This is a genomic window from Nocardia sputorum (assembly GCF_027924405.1).
In the GTDB taxonomy this organism is placed as follows: Bacteria; Actinomycetota; Actinomycetes; order Mycobacteriales; family Mycobacteriaceae; genus Nocardia; species Nocardia sputorum.
On the sequence record NZ_AP026978.1, the window covers coordinates 357649 to 375573 of the forward strand.

Annotated in this window: 16 protein-coding genes; 8 read left to right on the top strand and 8 right to left on the bottom strand. The window is 68.7% G+C overall.

The window, feature by feature from the left end; genetic code table 11:
• Positions 1-14 precede the first annotated feature (14 nt).
• Positions 15-2483, bottom strand: a complete 2469-nt coding sequence (locus tag QMG86_RS01780; protein WP_281877271.1) for a glycerol-3-phosphate 1-O-acyltransferase — start codon at positions 2481-2483, stop codon at positions 15-17.
• Positions 2484-2681: 198 nt separating this feature from the next.
• Here QMG86_RS01780 and nbtS point away from each other — a divergent pair, with 198 nt between their 5' ends.
• The gene (gene nbtS, locus QMG86_RS01785) at positions 2682-3992 is read left to right on the top strand and encodes a nocobactin biosynthesis salicylate synthase NbtS (protein ID WP_281877272.1); all 1311 of its coding nucleotides are present in this window, start codon (positions 2682-2684) and stop codon (positions 3990-3992) included.
• 58 nt (positions 3993-4050) lie between these two features.
• Here the strand turns inward: nbtS and QMG86_RS01790 are convergent, their stop codons facing one another.
• Positions 4051-5670 (bottom strand): (2,3-dihydroxybenzoyl)adenylate synthase, encoded by a 1620-nt coding sequence (locus QMG86_RS01790; RefSeq protein WP_281877273.1) that lies wholly within the window; start codon positions 5668-5670, stop codon positions 4051-4053.
• A 134-nt stretch (positions 5671-5804) separates the two neighbouring features.
• Between QMG86_RS01790 and QMG86_RS01795 the strand changes: the two genes are divergently transcribed.
• The 3 genes from QMG86_RS01795 to QMG86_RS01805 all read left to right on the top strand — a co-directional run bounded on the left by QMG86_RS01795 (position 5805) and on the right by QMG86_RS01805 (position 8811).
• Positions 5805-6683 carry an oxidoreductase gene (locus tag QMG86_RS01795; RefSeq protein WP_281877274.1) on the top strand — a complete coding sequence of 293 codons (879 nt, stop codon included), beginning with the start codon at positions 5805-5807 and terminating at the stop codon, positions 6681-6683.
• 95 nt (positions 6684-6778) lie between these two features.
• The gene (locus tag QMG86_RS01800; RefSeq protein ID WP_281877276.1) at positions 6779-7249 is read left to right on the top strand and encodes a carboxymuconolactone decarboxylase family protein; all 471 of its coding nucleotides are present in this window, start codon (positions 6779-6781) and stop codon (positions 7247-7249) included.
• A gap of 449 nt (positions 7250-7698) precedes the next feature.
• Complete coding sequence (locus tag QMG86_RS01805) at positions 7699-8811, top strand: 3-deoxy-7-phosphoheptulonate synthase (RefSeq protein ID WP_281877277.1); 1113 nt, start codon at positions 7699-7701, stop codon at positions 8809-8811.
• Here QMG86_RS01805 and QMG86_RS01810 read toward each other — a convergent pair.
• On the bottom strand, positions 8788-9327 hold the full coding sequence (locus tag QMG86_RS01810; protein ID WP_281877278.1) for an SAM-dependent methyltransferase: 540 nt from the start codon (positions 9325-9327) through the stop codon (positions 8788-8790). The genes QMG86_RS01805 and QMG86_RS01810 overlap by 24 nt on opposite strands.
• Entirely contained in the window at positions 9324-9941 is a 618-nt protein-coding gene (locus tag QMG86_RS01815; protein WP_281877279.1) for a GNAT family N-acetyltransferase, read from the bottom strand. Before QMG86_RS01815 ends, QMG86_RS01810 begins: the two co-directional genes overlap by 4 nt.
• Positions 9942-10041: 100 nt before the next feature.
• Between QMG86_RS01815 and QMG86_RS01820 the strand changes: the two genes are divergently transcribed.
• From QMG86_RS01820 to QMG86_RS01830, 3 genes are all read left to right on the top strand, one after another.
• A complete protein-coding gene (locus QMG86_RS01820) occupies positions 10042-10953 on the top strand; it encodes a sigma-70 family RNA polymerase sigma factor (protein ID WP_281877280.1) in 912 nt (303 codons plus the stop codon).
• Between the two features lie 65 nt (positions 10954-11018).
• Positions 11019-12185 carry a pyridoxal phosphate-dependent aminotransferase gene (locus QMG86_RS01825; protein WP_281877281.1) on the top strand — a complete coding sequence of 389 codons (1167 nt, stop codon included), beginning with the start codon at positions 11019-11021 and terminating at the stop codon, positions 12183-12185.
• Between the two features lie 50 nt (positions 12186-12235).
• Positions 12236-12790: a dihydrofolate reductase family protein gene (locus tag QMG86_RS01830; RefSeq protein ID WP_281877282.1), complete on the top strand. Its 555-nt coding sequence runs from the start codon at positions 12236-12238 to the stop codon at positions 12788-12790.
• An 11-nt stretch (positions 12791-12801) separates the two neighbouring features.
• On the opposite strand, the gene QMG86_RS01835 is transcribed toward QMG86_RS01830, so the two are convergent.
• From QMG86_RS01835 to QMG86_RS01850, 4 genes are all read right to left on the bottom strand, one after another.
• Positions 12802-13446: a LysE family translocator gene (locus QMG86_RS01835; protein WP_281877284.1), complete on the bottom strand. Its 645-nt coding sequence runs from the start codon at positions 13444-13446 to the stop codon at positions 12802-12804.
• 78 nt (positions 13447-13524) lie between these two features.
• Positions 13525-14070 carry a hypothetical protein gene (locus QMG86_RS01840; protein ID WP_281877285.1) on the bottom strand — a complete coding sequence of 182 codons (546 nt, stop codon included), beginning with the start codon at positions 14068-14070 and terminating at the stop codon, positions 13525-13527.
• Positions 14070-15272, bottom strand: a complete 1203-nt coding sequence (locus tag QMG86_RS01845; protein WP_281877286.1) for a DUF6973 domain-containing protein — start codon at positions 15270-15272, stop codon at positions 14070-14072. Before QMG86_RS01845 ends, QMG86_RS01840 begins: the two co-directional genes overlap by 1 nt.
• Positions 15269-15568 (bottom strand): hypothetical protein, encoded by a 300-nt coding sequence (locus tag QMG86_RS01850; RefSeq protein WP_281877288.1) that lies wholly within the window; start codon positions 15566-15568, stop codon positions 15269-15271. The genes QMG86_RS01845 and QMG86_RS01850 overlap by 4 nt, the downstream gene beginning before the upstream one ends.
• A gap of 210 nt (positions 15569-15778) precedes the next feature.
• On the opposite strand from QMG86_RS01850, the gene QMG86_RS01855 reads away from it, so the two are divergent.
• Positions 15779-17893, top strand: a complete 2115-nt coding sequence (locus QMG86_RS01855) for an acyltransferase family protein (protein WP_281880729.1) — start codon at positions 15779-15781, stop codon at positions 17891-17893.
• The last annotated feature ends 32 nt before the right edge of the window (positions 17894-17925 follow it).

The following is a 17925-nucleotide window of genomic DNA, read 5'->3' on the forward strand; positions in this document are numbered from 1 at the left end:
TTCCGGGCGATCGTTCACCGCGCCTCCCGATTGGACGGGTCCAGTGCGGCGGCCTGCGCGATGCGGGCGCCGATCACGCGCAGGCGTTCGGCGAATTCCCTTCGTCGTGCGATCAATTCCTTCCGAGCCGACTCCGGATCGTCCTCGGACACCGTCTCCAGCAGGCCGTAGTTGTCGGCGAGCTTCAGGGCGCTGGTGAACAACTCGGTGGAAACCGACTCGGGGCTGTGCAGCCGTTGCTGCAGCATCATCTGTTTGCCGACCGCCACGCATTCGGTGATGAGCCCCTTACGGTCGATCTCGTCGCTCGCGTCGCGATCGGCCAGCCGCTCGGCCACCACCAGCTGCGCGTCGACGAACGAGCGCAGCACGCGGTGGGCCATGGTGAAGCCGGAGGCGGTGAGCTTCGCCAGGATGTCCGAGCCGTCGGTGTCCCGGCGGGAATGGCTGTACCAGTCCGGATCCACCAGCAGCATCTCCGCGACCATCTGATCGGCGAACTCGCCGCGATCCGGGAAGAAGAACTCGAACTTCAGCAGATCGCGCAGCCGGAATGCCTCGTCCCAGCCGGTTCGCAGGGCATCGGCGTCGTCGCTGTCGACCGCGGCCAGGATGGACAGCTCGAGGATGGCGCGATTGACGAACCAGTGCACGGCACTGTTGCGGTAGAAGGCGGCCTCCAGGTGCGCGCCCGACTCGATCGAGTACACCGGCTCGATCCCGCCGCGATACACCGTGACCACCTTCGTCAGCGAAAGCTGTTCCAGCACCACGGCCAGGCCCTGTTCGTCGCGGAGGGCCTCGAGTTCGCCGCGCGGCAGTTCGCGCTTGTCGATGTAACCGAGGACGGGGTTGAGCACCGTGCGCACCTCGCCGAGGGTCAGGGCGCGCCCGTCCACCCCCAGCAGCGCCAGGGTGACCAACGCGTTGACCGTCACCGGGGTGACCGCGTTGATACCGACCGCGACTTCGAATGCCAACCGCTGCACGGCCCTTCGCTCCAGTTCCGCGATCTCGGGTGGTTCGTTGTCGACGACCCCGGCTTCGGTGCGCGGCGGCGGAATCGGCTCGGTGTGGTGTAGCGGGATGGTCAGCGGCGGGGCCGTGAGCGGATCGCCGTGTGCGGAGAGCCGGTCGCGGGCCGACAGCGGCTCGCCGAAACGGACGTACACGTGCCCGGCGGAATGCTGCTGGCTACGGATGTAGCGCGCCAGCCAGGTCAGGCCCTCCGGTTTCTTCTTGCCGCCCTCCTGCTCGGTGGCGATGGCGCCGAGTTCGTTGAGCCGCTCGTAGGTGATCGAGACCGGCACCAGCATGACGTCATCGATGCGGTTGGAACGGACCGCCGCGGAAAGGTAGTTCAGCAAGCCGTAGCGCGGCGGCCGCAGTTTGCCGGTGCGGGTGCGGCCGCCCTCGAAGTACCACTCCAGGTTGAAGCGCTTGGCCAGCAGATAGGCGAAGTACTCCTCGACGACGGCCTTGTAGACCTCGTCGTCGCCGAAACTGCGCCGGATGAACACAGTTCCGGTGCGCCGGGCGACCGGGCCCATCGGCCAGAAGCTGAGGTTCGCGCCGCCGATCACGTGGTTCGGCGGGAAGTCGTTGCGGGCCAGCACGTCTCCGAGCACGAACGCGTCGACGTAGGAGCGGTGCGAGGGCAGGAATACCAGCGGGAAGCGTCGGTTGAGATCGCGCAACCCGGCCAGGCCGGAATCGTCGGAGTCCACCTTCCAGGTCGAGGCGTGCACCGGGCGCATGGCTTGGGTGAACAGGTCGGAGATCAGCCTGCTCTGCGCGGCCACGAGCTCGTTGAGCGCTTTCTCCGCGCGGCGGTACACCTCGTGCGGGCTCGCCCCGATCTGGTCGGCGATGAGTTCCAGCCTGCGCAGGAAGTCGGGGGAGTCGAGGATCTCCTCCGCGACCAGCTTGGGCACCTTGTACCGGTCGCCGATGATGGTGCGCTCGGCGCGTTCGAGCGCCACCACCGCCGCGCGCACGACCGCGCGGGCGAACGGCTCGGCGGTGCCCTTGTCGAACAGGGCCGAAGCTTCCGGGTTGTTCGCTCGCAACTCGCTGAGACAAGCCGGCGCACCGGTCAGCACGACGTACCGGTCCGGTGACTTGGCCAGCAGTCTGCGCTGCGCCAGCCGATTCGGCTTGCGCGGGTTGGTGAGCAGAGCCAGATCGGCGAAGGTGACGCGGCGCACGCCGTCGCGTTCGGGCGGCAGCCACAGCACGCGGATCGGCACCACCAGCGGATCGTCGCGCCTGCCGACCAGCCGGGCGGCGACGGCGCCCGCGTCCAGGTCCAGCTGCGTGACCGGCGCGTCGGTGCCGAACTCCGCGCTGATCCCGCCGTCGGCAAGCCACTTGCCGACGAGTTCGCGTTCCACCCCCGAGGCGGCGTCGATCAGGGCCACCACCGATCGTGGTGCGGTCCCGGGCCGGGCTGTCGCGGGTGAATCGCCGCGGTGATCGATCATCCCACTATTCAATCCCGGAGGGTCTATTCCGCGCAGGCAGTCGGCGCGGCGAGTTCGTTGCGGACGCGAATGGCCTGTCCTCGCGAAGTGGGTTGGCGAAAGTGCTTGCCGCTGTGGCCGCGAGCACACCCGCACGGTGATGCAGGTAATGCTAACCTTACCTGCATTAGTTAGGCCAGGGTAACCTTTGGAGGATCGTTGTCGACCACGGAACGCCTGCGGGTTGAGTATGTGACCGATCCGGCGGCAGCGATGTCCCGGCTGGCGGGGGCGGATCGGTTCGGCGAGTACGTGATGTACGAGCGCCCCGGGGAGTGGGTGTTCGCCGCCGATCCGATCGGCAGTGTCGAACTGGACGTCCGCGAACTGCGCATCGCCTGGGAAGGGCAGACCACCACCAGCCCGTGGGAAGGCAATCCCGCGGGAGTGATCGACCGCGCGCTCGGCAGGTTGCCCCTCGACGGGCGGAACGCCTACGGCTGGATCGGATTCGAGTTCTGCGCCTGGGCGCTGGACGCCACCGAGCACCTGGACCCGCGCACCACGCTTGCGCACCTGATGGTTCCCCGGATCGAAGTGCGGATGGGCGAATTCGGCGTGCGGATATCGGGCGCGACGCCGACGGAGACCGGAGACATCCACGACCTGATCGCGCAGTCGCAGAACACCGAACTGCCGCGAGCGCATCCGGCCGACATCCGCATCGACCCCACCGGCTACCGCGACCGGGTGGCCGAGGCGGTCGGCGAGATCCGGGCCGGGCGATACCAGAAGGTCATCCTGTCGAGGAAGGTCGATCTGCCGTTCGCCGTGGACATTCCGGCCACCTATCGGCTCGGACGCGCGCACAACACTCCGGCGCGGTCGTTCCTGCTGCGGCTCGGCGGTCTGGAGGCGGCGGGCTTCAGCCCCGAACTGGTCGCGTCCGTGGACGACGACCGAGTGGTGACCACCGAGCCGCTGGCGGGCACGCGCGCGTTCGGCCGCGGCGCCGCGGCCGACTCGGCCGCCAGGGCCGACCTGATCACCGACCCGAAAGAGATCGTGGAACACGCCATCTCGGTGCAGACCTCGTTCGCGGAGATCGCGGCCGTCGCCGACCCCGGCACGCCCGCGGTGTCGGATTTCATGGCCGTGCGCGAGCGGGGCAGCGTGCAGCATCTGGCCTCCACGGTGCGCGGCCGGCTGGCGGCGGGCCGGTCCAGCTGGGACGCGCTGGAGGTGCTGTTCCCGTCGGTGACCGCCTCCGGGATTCCGAAGCGCGAAGGCGTCGACTCGGTGTTCCGCCTCGATCACGACCCGCGCGGGTTGTACTCCGGTGCGGTGGTGACCGTTTCGCCGACCGGCGCGCTGGAGGCGACCCTGGTGTTGCGCGCGGTGTACCAGAACGCCGAGGGAGCCTGGCTGCGCGCGGGTGCGGGCATCGTGGGCCAGTCCCGGCCGGAGCGCGAGTTCGAGGAGACCTGCGAGAAGCTGGGCAGCATCGCGCCCTACGTCGTCAAGGCGTAACGGAAGGCGTACGGGCAGCGCGCGATCGGTGCGCTGCCCGTCGGTCTTCCAGCCGCACTTACAGGTCGGCGCGCAGCAGCGCCTTCTTGTCGATCTTGCCGACCGCGGTGACCGGCAGTTCGTCGCTGCGGCGCAGCACGTCCGGCAATTTGTAGGTGGCCAATCCGCGTGCGGCGAGGAAGGTCTTGATCTCGGCCAGCGTCGGCATCTCGCCGTCGACGACCAGCACGGCGCAGACCTTCTCGCCCAGGGCCGCGTCGGGCAGCCCGACGGCGGCGGCATGCCGGACGGCGGGATGGGCGAGCAGATGTTCCTCGAGCTCGTCGCAGGAGACGTTCTCGCCGCCGCGGTTGATCACATCTTTGATCCGGCCGGACACCACCAGATGCCCGCTGGGCAGGCGGCGGACCAGATCACCGCTGCGATAGAAGCCGTCCGGGGTGAACGCGCGCGCGTTGTGCTCGGGCGCTCGGTAGTAGCCGCGAATCGTGTACGGACCCCGGGTCAGCAGCTCGCCCTCCGCGCCGGGGGCCACCTCGTTGCCGTCGCCGTCCACCACGCGGATCTCGTCGGCGGGGGAGAGCGGACGGCCCTGACTGGTGTGCAGCAATTCGGCCGGATCGTCGAGCCGGGTGTAGTTGAGCAGACCCTCGGCCATGCCGAACACCTGCTGCAAGGTCGCGCCCAGCGCCGGGGTCACTTCCTTCGCGTTGACCTCCGCCAGTCGCGCGCCGCCCACCTGCAGCAGCCGCAGCGAACTCAAATCGGCCGCTTCCCATTCGGTGGCCGCGCACCAGAGCTGGGCCAGCGGCGGCACGACGGCCGTGACCGTGACCCGGTGCCGCTCGATCGCGGCGAACGCGTTCTCCGGGCTCGGGTCGCCGACGAAGGCCACCGCACCGCCGACCGCGACGGTGCCGAGGATCCCGGGGCAGGCCAGCGGGAAGTTGTGCGCGGCGGGCAGCGTCGCCAGATACACGTCCCGCTCGGTCAATTCGCACACCGCCGCGCTGGCGGTGGCGTTGTAGGCGTAGTCGTCGTGCGTGCGCGCGATCAGCTTCGGCAGGCCGGTGGTGCCGCCGGAGACCAGCATCAGGGCGATTTCGCCCGGATCGATCTCGGGCAGCTCGCCGCCGTCGCGCGGGATCGAGGCGAGGTCGGTGAACGGACCGGGATCGCCGAGGACGAGGACATGGCGCAGCGACGGCACCGCGTCCCGCACGGTCGAGGCCAGTTCCCGGTAGTCGAACTCGCCCGTCCGGTCGGCGACGATGTAACCGACCGCGTCGGAAAGCCGTGCCAGATGCTCGATTTCGGCCCGTCGATGCGCGGGCAGGCTCAACACGGGAATGATCCCGGCGCGCAGCAGGCCGAACAGCACGGTCAGGAACTCGGGCACGTTCGGCAGCTGGACCACCACGCGGTCGCCGGGCGCGATGCCGAGCGCGAGCAGTCCGTGGGCCATCCGGTCGGCGGCGGCATCGATGTCGGCGTAGCTGCGCGTGCCCGTCGCGTCGACCAGTGCGGGGCGCTCGCGATGCCGCTGTGCGGTCGAGCGCAGAAGGTCTCCCAGCGGGCGTCCGGCCCAGTAGCCGGCCGCTCGATACTCCGCGGCCTTGTCCGCGGGAAAAGGTACGTAGCCGTCGCGATGCGCGGACTCGGTCGGAGTGGAAGTCACGGTCAGCCTCACAGTTCGAGCAAAGGGTTCCCTTATATAGGTTAGGCAACCCTACTTGGAATGCCCTCGCCCGGAGTAGACCGCGGCGTGTCCGAAGCTGCCGCGCCGGGCCGCCGAGCACTAGACTTTTCGTCATGACCAGGTGGGACACCTCGAACATCCCCGATCAGAGCGGTCGGAAGTTCATCGTGACAGGGGCCAATAGCGGCCTGGGGGCCGAAACGGTGCGCGCGCTCGCCGCCGCGGGGGGTGAGGTGGTGCTCGCCTGCCGGAACGTCGCCAAAGGGGAGCGGGTGGCCGCCGGGCTCGGCGACCGGGCGCAGGTACGCGAACTGGATCTGGCCGATCTCGCTTCGGTGCGCGCGTTCGCCGAGGGCGTCGACGGGGCCGATGTACTGATCAACAACGCGGGCGTGATGGCTCTGCCCGAAGGGCGCACCGCCGACGGATTCGAAAAGCAGATCGGCACAAACCATCTCGGCCATTTCGCGCTCACCGGGCTGCTGCTGGGCAAGATTTCCCACCGGATCGTCACCGTATCCAGCGGTGCGCACCAGATCGGCAAGATCGACCTGGACGACTTGAACTGGGAGCGGCGCAAGTATCAGCGCTGGGCCGCCTACGGGCAGGCCAAGCTGGCCAACCTGATGTTCGCTCGCGAGCTGCAGCGCAGGTTGACCGCGGCGGGATCCGCGAAGATCTCGGTCGCAGCGCATCCCGGCTACGCCTCCACCGAGTTGCAGTCGCACACCGAGTCGTTCCTCGACCGGGTGATGTGGGTAGGCAACCGGGTGTTCGCGCAGAACGCCGCGATGGGCGCGCTGCCGACGTTGTACGCCGCGACCGCCGACGTCCAGCCGGGCGCCTACTACGGGCCCACCGGACTCGCGGGCATGCGCGGATATCCGGGGCCGTCCGGCTCGTCGAGGGCGTCCCGGGACGAGAAGGTCGCCGCCGACCTGTGGCAGCTGTCCGAGAAACTGACCGGAGTCACCTACGACTTCACGAACTGAAAAGCTGTGACCCACGTCTCATAACCCGGTGTCACACTCCGTCTTTCCGCGTCGTCCTCTTGATGAACCACAAGGAACGGCAAAGGACGGAAATCATGGAACAGCGCTTCAACCTCTTCGCCAACCCGGTCGGCGGCAGCTTCATCAAGCGGCTCACGATGGCATCCAAGGTGATCAACGACTCCACGCTGGACGCCGCGACCTACGAACTGGTGAAGATTCGCGCCAGCCAGATCAACGGCTGCGGCTACTGCACCGATATGCACACCAAGGACGCCGCGCACGCTGGTGAGACCTCCGTGCGGCTCAACCTGATCGCCGCCTGGCACGAGGCCACCGTCTTCACCGAGGCCGAGCGCGCCGCACTGGCGCTCACCGAGGAGGCCACCCGGATCGGCGACGGCCGCGCGGTCAGCGACACGGTGTGGCAGGAGGTCCGCAAGCACTACGACGACGACCAGATCGCCGCCCTGATCGCCGCCATCGCGATGATCAACGCCTGGAACCGGATGAACGTCATCGCCCGTACGCCCGCCGGTGATTACGTGCCCGGTCAGTGGGGGTGAGCCGGCTCGGGCACGGGCCGCGCCGTTCGCGGCCCTTCCGGCTCGACCGCGAACGGCGCTCGCGCGCAACCGCACTGGCCGATCAACTGTTTCCGGGCGCACGACCGCCACGAGACTTTCGTTCGCGGCTCGATATGCATGCCGACGGCGGCGAAGACCGCCGGTACGCGCTCGGCGGCTGTCGGTGGCGTACCGGACACGGGCGGTCGACCACTTCGGCCAACACGCCGTGCCGATACCGTGGCCGATGACACAGTTCACCGATCGGTTGCAGGCTGGTACTGTCCCTGACGTGCAGCACGTGTATTTCTGGTTTAGCAAGCCGGCCCAGGGTGGGCTGGTCTGCGGCTACCACGTGCGCTGACGAAACTTCCACCCCGAGCCGGACGATGGACCGGCTCGACGGGATTCGCATCCGTGGGTCGGCCTCGAGAATAGGAACCCACGACATGACAACCGCAGCCGACGTCGACGCGCGGCATTCCGATCTGGATGATCAACGCACCCTCAACGTGAGCCCGCTGCGCTCACCGGCGGAGGTGCGTCGCGTGCATCCGATCACCGACGCGCTCGCCGACACCGTCCGTGCGGGACGCAAAGCCACCGTCGACGTGCTGAACGGCGCGGATGATCGCCTGATGGTGATCGTCGGTCCGTGCTCCGTGCACGACCCCGCCGCGGCGCTGGACTACGCGCGCCGTCTCGCGGCGAAGGCCGCCGAACTCGGCGACCGGCTGCACGTGGTGATGCGGGTCTACTTCGAGAAGCCGCGCACCAGCCTGGGCTGGAAGGGCCTGATCAACGACCCGCACCTGGACGGCTCGTTCGACGTCAACACCGGGTTGGGCTTCGGCCGCAAACTGCTGGTCGACATCACCGCCCTCGGTCTTCCGGTGGCCTGTGAGTTCCTGGATCCGATCACTCCCCAGTACATCGCGGATCTGGTGTCCTACGGCGCGATCGGGGCGCGCACCGCGGCCAGTCAGGTGCACCGCCAGCTCAGCAGCGCGCTGTCGATGCCGGTCGGCATCAAGAACGGCACCGACGGCGACGTCCAGGTGGCCGTGGACGGCGTGCGCGCCGCGGCGGCCAGTCACGTGTTCCCCGGCACCGACCTCGACGGTCGCTCCGCGCTCATCCGCACCACCGGCAATCCGGACTGCCACGTGATCCTGCGCGGCGGCAGCACCGGGCCGAACTACGACGCGGCGTCGGTCGCCGAGGCGTGCCTGCGGCTGGAGAAGGCCTCGCTGCCGCAGCGAATCGTGGTGGACGCCAGCCACGGCAACAGCAACAAGGACCACAACAAGCAGGTCGACGTGGTCACCGACATCGCGCGGCGGCTGGCGGCGGGCGAGCCAGGTGTCGTCGGCGTCATGCTGGAGAGCTTCTTGGTCGCCGGACGCCAGGATCTCACCCTCGGCCACGCCGACGAACTCACCTACGGGCAGTCGATCACCGACGCGTGCCTGGACTGGGAGACCACCGCCGCGCAACTGGACCACCTGGCCGACGCGGTTGGGCGGCGGCGCGAATCATCAGCAGCCGAGCACACCCAGTAAGTCGCCGGAGGAGACGGTCCGGACAGCGAAGCCTGCCTCGGTCAGGTGTTTGGTCAGCCGGGCGAGCGGCGGCTTCGGACCGGCCGGATCCGCGGCGTCCGGTGTGCCGTATCCGTAGAACAGGCCCAGCGTCGCGCCCGGCGCCAGCAGTCGCCGGATCAGCGCGAGTTCCGCGGTGGGGCGCTTGGTCCAGAACAGGTTGACATTGACCGCCAGTATTTTGTCGAAACCCGCCGCGCCGGCCCCGGTCGCGCGCAGCAGCTGATCCGGGTCCAGGTCCGCGAGGTCGGCGTGCACCAACCGGACCCGGCCCGACTCCAGGTGCGCGGCATGTCGTCTGCCTGCGCGGGAGACGGCCGTAGCGGAGCGCTCTACGCCGACGACCATGCCGTCGACCGCCTGCTCGGCGAGGTAGGCGATCGAAGCGCTGGCACCGGGACCGATTTCCAGCACCCGGTCGGCGGGCCGCACCGCCATGGTTCGCACGATCCACGCGAATCGTGGGTCGGTCGTCATCGTGCGCGAGCTTCGCCGGACGCCTGGGCGCTCGACGCCCGGCCATGGCGGAATTCGACGGGCCAGTCGTCCGCCGGACCGGGCGGGTCGGTGCGCAGGCGGGCGGCGAGCCAGTGATCGCGGCGTCGACCGCGCTGAACGCTGCCGAGCCGGGACAGGCCCTCGTAGTGGAACCCGGTGCGCCGCGCGACCGCGGCCGACGCGTAGTTGCCCACGAACGCGCGCCAGGCGATCCGCTCCAGGGCCAAGCCGTCGGCGCGGAACCCGAATTCGCACACCAGATCGACCGCCTGCGTCATCAGGCCGCGCGACCGCTGCGCCGGGACGAGCCAGAAACCGATCTCGGCCGCGCTCTCGTCACGTTCGCTCAGACCGATCATGCCGACCACCGGTCCGTCGGCGCGCAGCCGGAGCGCCCAGGTGGGGCTGCGCGCCGCCCAACCCACGACCATCTCGTCGATGAAGGTCACGGCGCTGTCGCGGACGTACGGCACCGGGATGGTCACCCACTCCGCGATGGCCGGGTCCTGACAGCACTCGGTGATCGCGTCGACATCGGCCGCCGTCGGAGCCGACAGCCAGATCGTTCCGTTCGACAGCGCGTGGTGCTTCATCGCGCCATGCTGTCACGGAACGGTCCGGCGGATCATCCGGAATTGCCTGCCGCCGATGCGGCGCGGGGCGGCTATCGACCGGACCGTAGACTTCCCCTCGATGGTTGCCGCGCTGCTTTCCGACCTGTTCGAGTCACATCGGGCGCATCTGCTCTCGGTCGCCTATCGGCTGACGGGCAGCGTCGGCGATGCCGAGGACGCGGTTCAGGAAAGCTGGTTGCGCTTGGCGGGCGCGCACCAGTCCGAGATCGACGATCTGCGGGCTTGGCTGACCACCGTGGTAAGCCGGATCTGCCTGGACCGTCTGCGGAGTGCGGCGGCGCGGCGAGAGAGTTACGTGGGCCAGTGGCTGCCGGAACCGGTGGTCACCGCACGCACTCCGTCGAGCACGCCAGATCCGTTGGAAGCCGTGGTGCGCAAGCAGGAGTGCAGGTTCGCGGCGCTGGTCGTGCTGGACACCCTGACGCCGCCGCAGCGTGTGGCTTTCGTGCTGCACGACGGGTTGTCGGTGCCGTTCGACGAGATCGCCGACATCCTCGGCATTTCCGCCGATGCCGCGCGGCAGCTGGCGGTGCGCGCTCGCAAGGCGGTGACGCAGGCGCCGCAACCGGTGCCCGATGCCGAGCACGAGGCCGCCGTGCAGCGCTTCCTCGTCGCGCTGAGTTCCGGTGACGTGGCCGCCGTCGCCGCGGCGCTGCACCCGGACGCGGTGATGATCGGCGATGCCAACGGCACCACCGCCACCGCGATCAACGTCCTGCACGGTGCGGATCGCATTGCCCGCTTCTACCTGGGCCTGGTGCGCAAGTACGGGCTGGCGGAGGCGTCGCCGGTGTACGAATTCGTCTCGGTGAACGGGCAATTGGGTCTGAAAGTCGCGGCGCGTCCGGCGGACGAGGGCCGCAGCGGTTATCCCGCGCGGGTGGTCGGCTTCACCGTGCGGGACGGGTTGGTCTGGGGCACGTACGATGTGGCGAACCCAGCCAAGCTGGGCGGCATCCGGCTGGGTTGAGTCCGGCGGTGACCACCCGCACGCTCACCGAACGGCTCGGGCGGACGGGGGGCTACTCTCCGGTTATGCCCTCGCGACACCAGACCGTTGCCCGCCTGCGTCCCTTCGCGTCCACCATCTTCGCCGAGATGACCGAGCTCGCCGTCCGGCACGACGCGGTCAACCTGGGCCAGGGGTTTCCGGACACCGACGGGCCCGCGAGCATGCTGGAAGCAGCGCGTCGCGCCATCGCCGACGGGCTCAACCAGTACCCGCCGGGGCGCGGCATGCCGGTGCTGCGCCGAGCCGTGGCGGACGACCGGGCACGGCGCTACGGGACCGACTACGACCCCGATTCGCAAGTGCTGGTGACGGTGGGCGCGACCGAGGCGATCAGCGCGGCGGTGCTCGGCTTGGTCGAACCCGGCGAAGAGGTGGTGCTGATCGAGCCGTATTACGACTCGTACGCCGCGGCCGTCGCGCTGGCCGGAGCTCGGCGGCGCACCGCACGCCTGGTGGCCGACGGGGATCGGTTCGTCCTCGACCTGGACAGCCTGCGCGCCGCGATAACCCCGGCGACCCGGATGCTCATCGTCAACTCGCCGCACAATCCGACCGGCACGGTGCTCGGGCGCGCGGACTTGCAGGCGATCGCCGACATCGCCTGCGAACACGACCTGCTGGTGCTCACCGACGAGGTGTACGAGCACTTGGTCTACGACGGCGCCGAACATGTCAGTTTGGCCACCATGCCGGGCATGGCCGAGCGGACGGTCGTGGTGTCGAGCGCGGCGAAGACCTTCAGTGTCACCGGGTGGAAGACCGGGTGGGCATGCGGGCCCGCCGAGCTGATCGAGGGGGTGCTCGCGGCCAAGCAGTTCCTGACCTTCGTAGCGGGTGGGCCGTTCCAGCCCGCAGTGGCACACGCGATAGCTCATGAGCTGGGCTGGGTCGCCAAGCTGCGGGAAAGCTTGTCGGAGAAGCGTCTCCGGCTCTCCGCCGCGCTCGCCGACACCGGGATGCGGGTGTACCGGAGCGCGGGCGGCTACTTCGTCGTCGCCGATATCACTCCGCTCGGCGCGGGCGACGGCCTGGCGTTCTGCCGTGCACTGCCCGAGCGGCTCGGTGTGGCGGCGGTGCCGGTCATCGCGTTCGCCGACGACACCGCCGCGTGGAGTCATTTGGTGCGTTTCACCTTCTGCAAGCGGGACGAGACGCTGGAGGAAGGGGTGCGGCGGTTGCGTCTCGGCTGATCGCGGAACCTTGCCGTGATCTGTCAGGTTTCGCTGGCATCGTGCGTGCCATGGCAACCCAGTACTACACGGCGACCAGTCTCGACGGATACCTCGCCGACACGGAGAACTCGCTCACCTGGCTTTTCGAGGTGGACGGAGCGGAGGAAGCGCAGGCGGGCATCGCGGGCTTCCTCGCGCAGGTCGGCGCCATGTGCATGGGCGCGACCACCTATGCGTGGATGGCGGCCAACGAGCCGCCCGAAAGCTGGCACAAGAACTACGGCGATCTCCCCTGCTGGGTGTTCACCCACCGGGAGCTGCCCGCCATACCCGGCGCGAATCTCCGGTTCGTCTCCGGTGCGGTGGAGGCGGTGCACCGAGAGATGGCCGAGGCGGCCGGTGCGCGCAATATCTGGATCGTCGGTGGCGGCGATCTGGCCGGGCAATTCGCCGACGCGGGACTGCTCGACGACATCATGGTGAGCGTCGTCCCGGTGACGCTGGGCGCGGGCGCTCCGCTGCTGCCGCGCCGCATCCTGTCCACCCGGATGCGGCTCGTCGGCGTCGAGCGGGCCGGTCAGTTCGCCGAACTGCACTATCGCCTGACTTCCGGCCCGAGCTGAGCGGTCCGGCGTCAGGCCGGTATCGGCCGGGCGCGGTCGGTGGCGAGGAGCGCGGCGACGGCGCCGAGCATGGTGCCGGTGACGTAGCGCTGGGTGCGCAGCCACAGGGGGCGGCCGGTGAGGAAACTCGCCAGACCGCCCGCACCCAGGACGATCAGGCCGTTCACGGTGAGCGCCACCGCGATCTGCACCGCGCCCAGGCACAGGCTCTGCAACCACACCTTCCCGTGCTCCGGCGTGACGAACTGCGGGATCAGCGCCATGTACATGATCGCGATCTTCGGGTTCAGCAGGTTGGTGACCAGTCCCATGGTGAACAGCCGCCGGGCGGGATCCGCGGACAGCGTCGTGGGCGTGAACACCGAGACGCCGCCCGGCCGCACCGCCTGCCAGGCCAGCCACCCCAGATACGCGGCTCCCGCCAGCTTCACTGCCAGATACAGGCCCGGAACCACCGCGAACACCGCCGTGATACCCGCCGTCGCCGCCGTCAGATAAACCCCGAACCCCGCCGCCACCCCGGCCAGCGACACCAGGCCGGCCCGCCGCCCCTGCGACACCGTCCGCGATACCAGGTACATCATGTTCGGCCCGGGCGTGAGCACCATCCCCAACGCCGCCACCGCCACCCCGACCACCGCCGCCATCTCGATCATGACCCGATCGTCGCCCACCCCCATCCCCTTTGTCGCGGTCCACTCGCCACCCGCTGGACGTGAGCGAACGGGTTGGCTTTACGCCGGTTGGAAGTACCCGGTGCTTCCAGGTGATCGCGGTGGCACCGGCTCCAGGCGGGTGTCGGGGCGCAACACGTCGCCACTGCGGTATCGGTGGAAGTACTCCTTGCTCGTGTCCGTGCGGATCGATTGCAGTGGCCTGCCGCCGTCGAAGAAGACGTAGAACACTTGCGCAGGCCCGTCGCTGCCGACTGCGGTCGGGAGGTTCGGCCAGCAGTAATCCTGGAGGCCGCTGGCTTGATTCATGCGCTCCCGGGTGATGCCTGCTTTGGCGACCACGACCCGATCCCAGGTAGCCGACCAGCCTGCCGCGTGCGTCAGATCCGCTACGCTCACCTCCTCGGGCCTGCCGAGGGCTTCGGAAACCGCACGGTCGAGGCCGCTCCTCGCGCCCAACGGCTCGGCCGTGGACAACATGTCGAACGAGCCGGTGCAGGTGGCGCCGATACCGTTGTCGTGTCCGGTCTGCGATGAAGAACACGCTGTCATGGTCGCGACGACGACCCCGAGAGTGGTCAACGAGGCCGTACGTAAGGCATTCATCAATTCGCTCCTGGAAGAGGAATGTCCGACGGGTTCGGCGAGACGGTGTCGCCGATCGGAACGCGATTACTCCACTCGATCTGCTGCCGGTTGTCGATCACGATCGCCTGCCCCGCATCGATTCGTCGGCGGACCAGGCGTTGCAGTTCCTCGGGTGAAGCGTCGGGATGATCGACCGCGATTTTGCGGCCTTGCTCGTTGTTGTAGAGATCCATGGCTTCACGCGCTGGGGTGTTCGCGCCCGTTCCCTCGTGGGCTGTGGCGAACGATGCGGTCCATTCTTCGCCGTATTTCTGGGTCATCAAGGCGTTCCAGTACATGTGCCTATAAGCATCGCCATGATCGTCTGCCCAAGCCGAGGGAATATCGGGGTATGCGGCTTTCGCCGCATTCTCGGCCTGTGACTTGAGTTCGAAAAATTCGGCGACGTCCGCCACGCCGGTGGGTTTCGTGAGAAGCGTCGAGACGAGTGCCGCCTCTTCCGGTGTCATGAGTGTCGGCTGGAAGTCGGGGTAGAGCAGGCGGATTTCGGTCAGCAGCAGGCCGGAGGGCCATAGACTGGCACCCGACTTCGACGGTGCGGTCTGGTATTTGTTGAGAATCTGGGCCAGTTCGGGATCTTCCGGCATCGCGGTGGCGCCGCGTTTGACTTCGTCTGACAGCTCTTCCAGCCAGCGTCGCACCTGATCGGCGCCTTCCTTGTCCGCCTGCTGTACAGCCGTGAGCGCAGCCCTGATCTGGGCGGTGAGATACGCCTCGTAGCCCTCTTTCTCGACGAGACCGGAAGGGCCGAATTTCAAGAGGACTTCCCCACTCGACATCCGGGAGTCGACCCCGCCGTCGTCTCTGACGAACAGATCGAATTCCGACTCCTCCGCCTCGGTCTTCTTTTCGCGAATGACATCGATGTAGTCGATGATCGACGCGATGTGCTTGTAGATTTCCTGTTGGATTCCGACGAGCACTTCTTTTGTGCGGCGGGCACGCTCACGATCCTGATGTCCCCGGTCGCGCGCCGACTCACCTGATTTTCCTCGATAGTACGTATATGACATGTCTATCGACACTGCGGCTTTGTGGGTATGGTCGTCGAGCTGGGAGGCTGCCTCTTTGAACTTGTCCGCGATCGTGATCGCGGCACGTGGATCCCAGGACAGGACCAATGGAACAGTGAGCGCGTCGACATAGTTTCCTCCGCTCACTTCTGTCCCGCCTGCTTCAGCCTGGACGCGAATTCGGCGTCCTGCGCCAGGAAGGCATCGACCGCAGCGTCCGCGCTGTCGGCGAAACCGCGCAACTGACGCGTGTGGTAGTCGATCACCTTCTCCAACGCTCCACTCAAAGAGTCGATCGTCGCCGCGATGTCCGACTTCGGGAGCGTCGGCTCCGCGCGCAGCCCTTGGGCCAGGGGTACCAACTGCGCGGTCGCATCGGCATGGCCACGGACTATACGAGCGAGTTCGCGAGTTTGTTCCGGATCAAGGTCGAAATCGCCCATGACGCCCCCTCTTTCGGTCTGGCCCTCGAAGCCAGGAGCATACCTGCCGGCGCTGTGCCGGTGCCGCTGCGACAGCGATGGAGAGGGCCGAAGACGCAGGCGGAGGCGCGTGCCGGGCGGCGAGTCGGCGGGACTTGCCCGGCCGGACCGATGACAATGCTGCGCATGGCGGCCACGGTCAGCGGGTTGGGAAATCGGCGGGCGGAGCCGATGGAAGGAGTGTCGCCGGGGGCGGCATTTCGGCGGGATATCGAGGGAATGCGGGCGGTCGCGGTGCTGGCCGTGGTGTTTTTCCATGCCGGTGTGCCGGGGATCGGTGGTGGATTTGTCGGGGTGGACGTATTTTTCGTGATTTCCGGTTTTCTGATCACGGGAATGCTGTATCGAGAAGCGGCGGCCGGTGGCACTGTCGGGCTCGTCCGTTTCTACGGCGCGCGGGCGCGCAGGCTGCTGCCCGCCGCGGGTGTCGTGCTCGTCGCCACGGCGATCGGCGCGGCCGTGCTGCTGTCGCCGCTGCAGGCCCGCCAAGCGCTCGGCGACGGGATCGCGAGCGCGCTGTACGCCGGGAACTACCGGTTCGCCTGGCAGGGCACCGACTACCTCGCCGCGGACGCGCCACCGTCGCCGTTCCAGCACTTCTGGTCCCTCGGTGTGGAGGAGCAGTTCTACCTGATCTGGCCGGCGCTGGTGCTCGTGACGGCTCGGCTCGTGCGACGGCGCCGCAGCGGTTCGGCCACCGCGCTGCCGTACCTGATCGTCCTCGCTGTGGTCGCCGCGCTCTCCTTCGCGATCGCGCTGACCTGGACCCGCACCATGCCGCCGTGGGCGTTCTTCGCACTGCCCGCGCGGGCCTGGGAGCTGGCGGCGGGCGGCGTGGTGGCGCTGTCGGCCGTCTTCTGGTCCCGGCTGCCGAAATCGGTGTCCACCTGCGTGGGGTGGACGGGAGCCGGGTTGATCGTCATGGCCTGCGTTCGGCTCGACGAGAAGACCCCGTATCCGGGCATCGCGGCGCTGCTGCCCGTGCTCGGCGCGGTCCTGGTCATCGGGAGTGGCTGTGCCGCGGCGCGGTCCGGCGTCGGTCGCGTCCTCGCGGTGTCCCAGATGCAGGCCGTCGGCAGGCTGTCCTACTCCTGGTATCTGTGGCACTGGCCGGTGCTGGTGCTGGCCCCGCATGCGCTCGGCCGGCCCCTCGGGCTGGTCGGTGCGCTGGGCGCGGTCGCCATGGCCGGTGGGCTGGCCGCGCTCACCCAGCGGGTGATCGAGAATCCGGTTCGCTTCGCCGCCCGTCTGCGCGGTTCGGGCGGGCTCAGCCTCGCCTGCGGTGGTGTGAGCACCGCGCTGGCCGTCGGTGTTGGGCTCGGGCTGCTGGTGCTCGTGCCTGCGCCGGTCGGGCGCGGCACGGCGGCGCAGAGCCTCACGCTGACGACACCGGTCGCGCCGGCCACTCCCACCGATCCCTACGATGCGGCGATCGAGCAGTTGACGGCGCAGACCCAAGCGGCGGTCGCGGCGTCGGCAGAGGTCCGTGCGGTCCCGTCGAACCTCACGCCCGCGCTGTCGAACGCGCGCGGCGACCGGGCCGAGGTGTTCGACAACGGTTGTTTCCGTTCCTGGCACGACGTGGGCCAGGGCGAGTGCGCCTCCGGTGACACCGGTTCGGCGACCACCGTCGCCTTGGTCGGTGATTCGCACGCGGCGATGTGGCAACCGGCGTTCGAGGAGATCGCCGCATCGCGCCATTGGCGGTTGGAGACGATGGCGAAGGTCACCTGCCCACTGCTCGATCTGCCCATCACCAGCCCCTATCTGGGCCGCGAGTACACCGAATGCGAGCAGTGGCGCGGGCAGATCATGACCCGGCTGCGGCAGGATCGTCCCCGGCTGGTCGTGGTGAGCATGTCCCGGCGCTACGGCGGCGACTTCGGCTTCGTCTCCTACGACCCGGCATGGATCGACGCCGTGCGCCGCCTGGCCGCCGAGCTGCGCGCGATGGGCGCGGCGGTGCTGGTGCTCGGCGGGATACCCGATCCGCATGCCACCGTGCCTGCGTGCGTGGCCGAGCATCTCGACGACGCGTCGGCCTGCGCGCCCGCCCGGACGGTCGCGGTCGACGACGCGGGCATCGCGGCCGAGCGCGCGGCTGCCACCGCGGGAGGCGGGCAGTACGCCGACCTGACCGCGCTGTTCTGCACGGCGGCCCGCTGTCCGGTGATAGTCGGGAACGCCTTGGTCTACCGCGACGACAATCACCTCACGATCGGTTACGCCACGACGCTGGCGCCGGTCATCGGCACGCTCGCCGAACGCGCGCTCGCGCACGGCTGAGGCGTGCGCGCGGTCGCGGGAAGACATCGCAC

Bases quoted from the DNA above. Each gene is read 5' to 3' on its own strand.
- QMG86_RS01780 (WP_281877271.1), bottom strand. From the start codon at position 2,483: ATGATCGATCACCGCGGCGATTCACCCGCGACAGCCCGGCCCGGGACC.
- QMG86_RS01795 (WP_281877274.1), top strand. From the start codon at position 5,805: ATGACCAGGTGGGACACCTCGAACATCCCCGATCAGAGCGGTCGGAAG.
- QMG86_RS01800 (WP_281877276.1), top strand. From the start codon at position 6,779: ATGGAACAGCGCTTCAACCTCTTCGCCAACCCGGTCGGCGGCAGCTTC.
- QMG86_RS01805 (WP_281877277.1), top strand. From the start codon at position 7,699: ATGACAACCGCAGCCGACGTCGACGCGCGGCATTCCGATCTGGATGAT.
- QMG86_RS01810 (WP_281877278.1), bottom strand. From the start codon at position 9,327: ATGACGACCGACCCACGATTCGCGTGGATCGTGCGAACCATGGCGGTG.
- QMG86_RS01815 (WP_281877279.1), bottom strand. From the start codon at position 9,941: ATGAAGCACCACGCGCTGTCGAACGGAACGATCTGGCTGTCGGCTCCG.
- QMG86_RS01820 (WP_281877280.1), top strand. From the start codon at position 10,042: ATGGTTGCCGCGCTGCTTTCCGACCTGTTCGAGTCACATCGGGCGCAT.
- QMG86_RS01825 (WP_281877281.1), top strand. From the start codon at position 11,019: ATGCCCTCGCGACACCAGACCGTTGCCCGCCTGCGTCCCTTCGCGTCC.
- QMG86_RS01830 (WP_281877282.1), top strand. From the start codon at position 12,236: ATGGCAACCCAGTACTACACGGCGACCAGTCTCGACGGATACCTCGCC.
- QMG86_RS01835 (WP_281877284.1), bottom strand. From the start codon at position 13,446: ATGATCGAGATGGCGGCGGTGGTCGGGGTGGCGGTGGCGGCGTTGGGG.
- QMG86_RS01840 (WP_281877285.1), bottom strand. From the start codon at position 14,070: ATGAATGCCTTACGTACGGCCTCGTTGACCACTCTCGGGGTCGTCGTC.
- QMG86_RS01850 (WP_281877288.1), bottom strand. From the start codon at position 15,568: ATGGGCGATTTCGACCTTGATCCGGAACAAACTCGCGAACTCGCTCGT.
- QMG86_RS01855 (WP_281880729.1), top strand. From the start codon at position 15,779: ATGGAAGGAGTGTCGCCGGGGGCGGCATTTCGGCGGGATATCGAGGGA.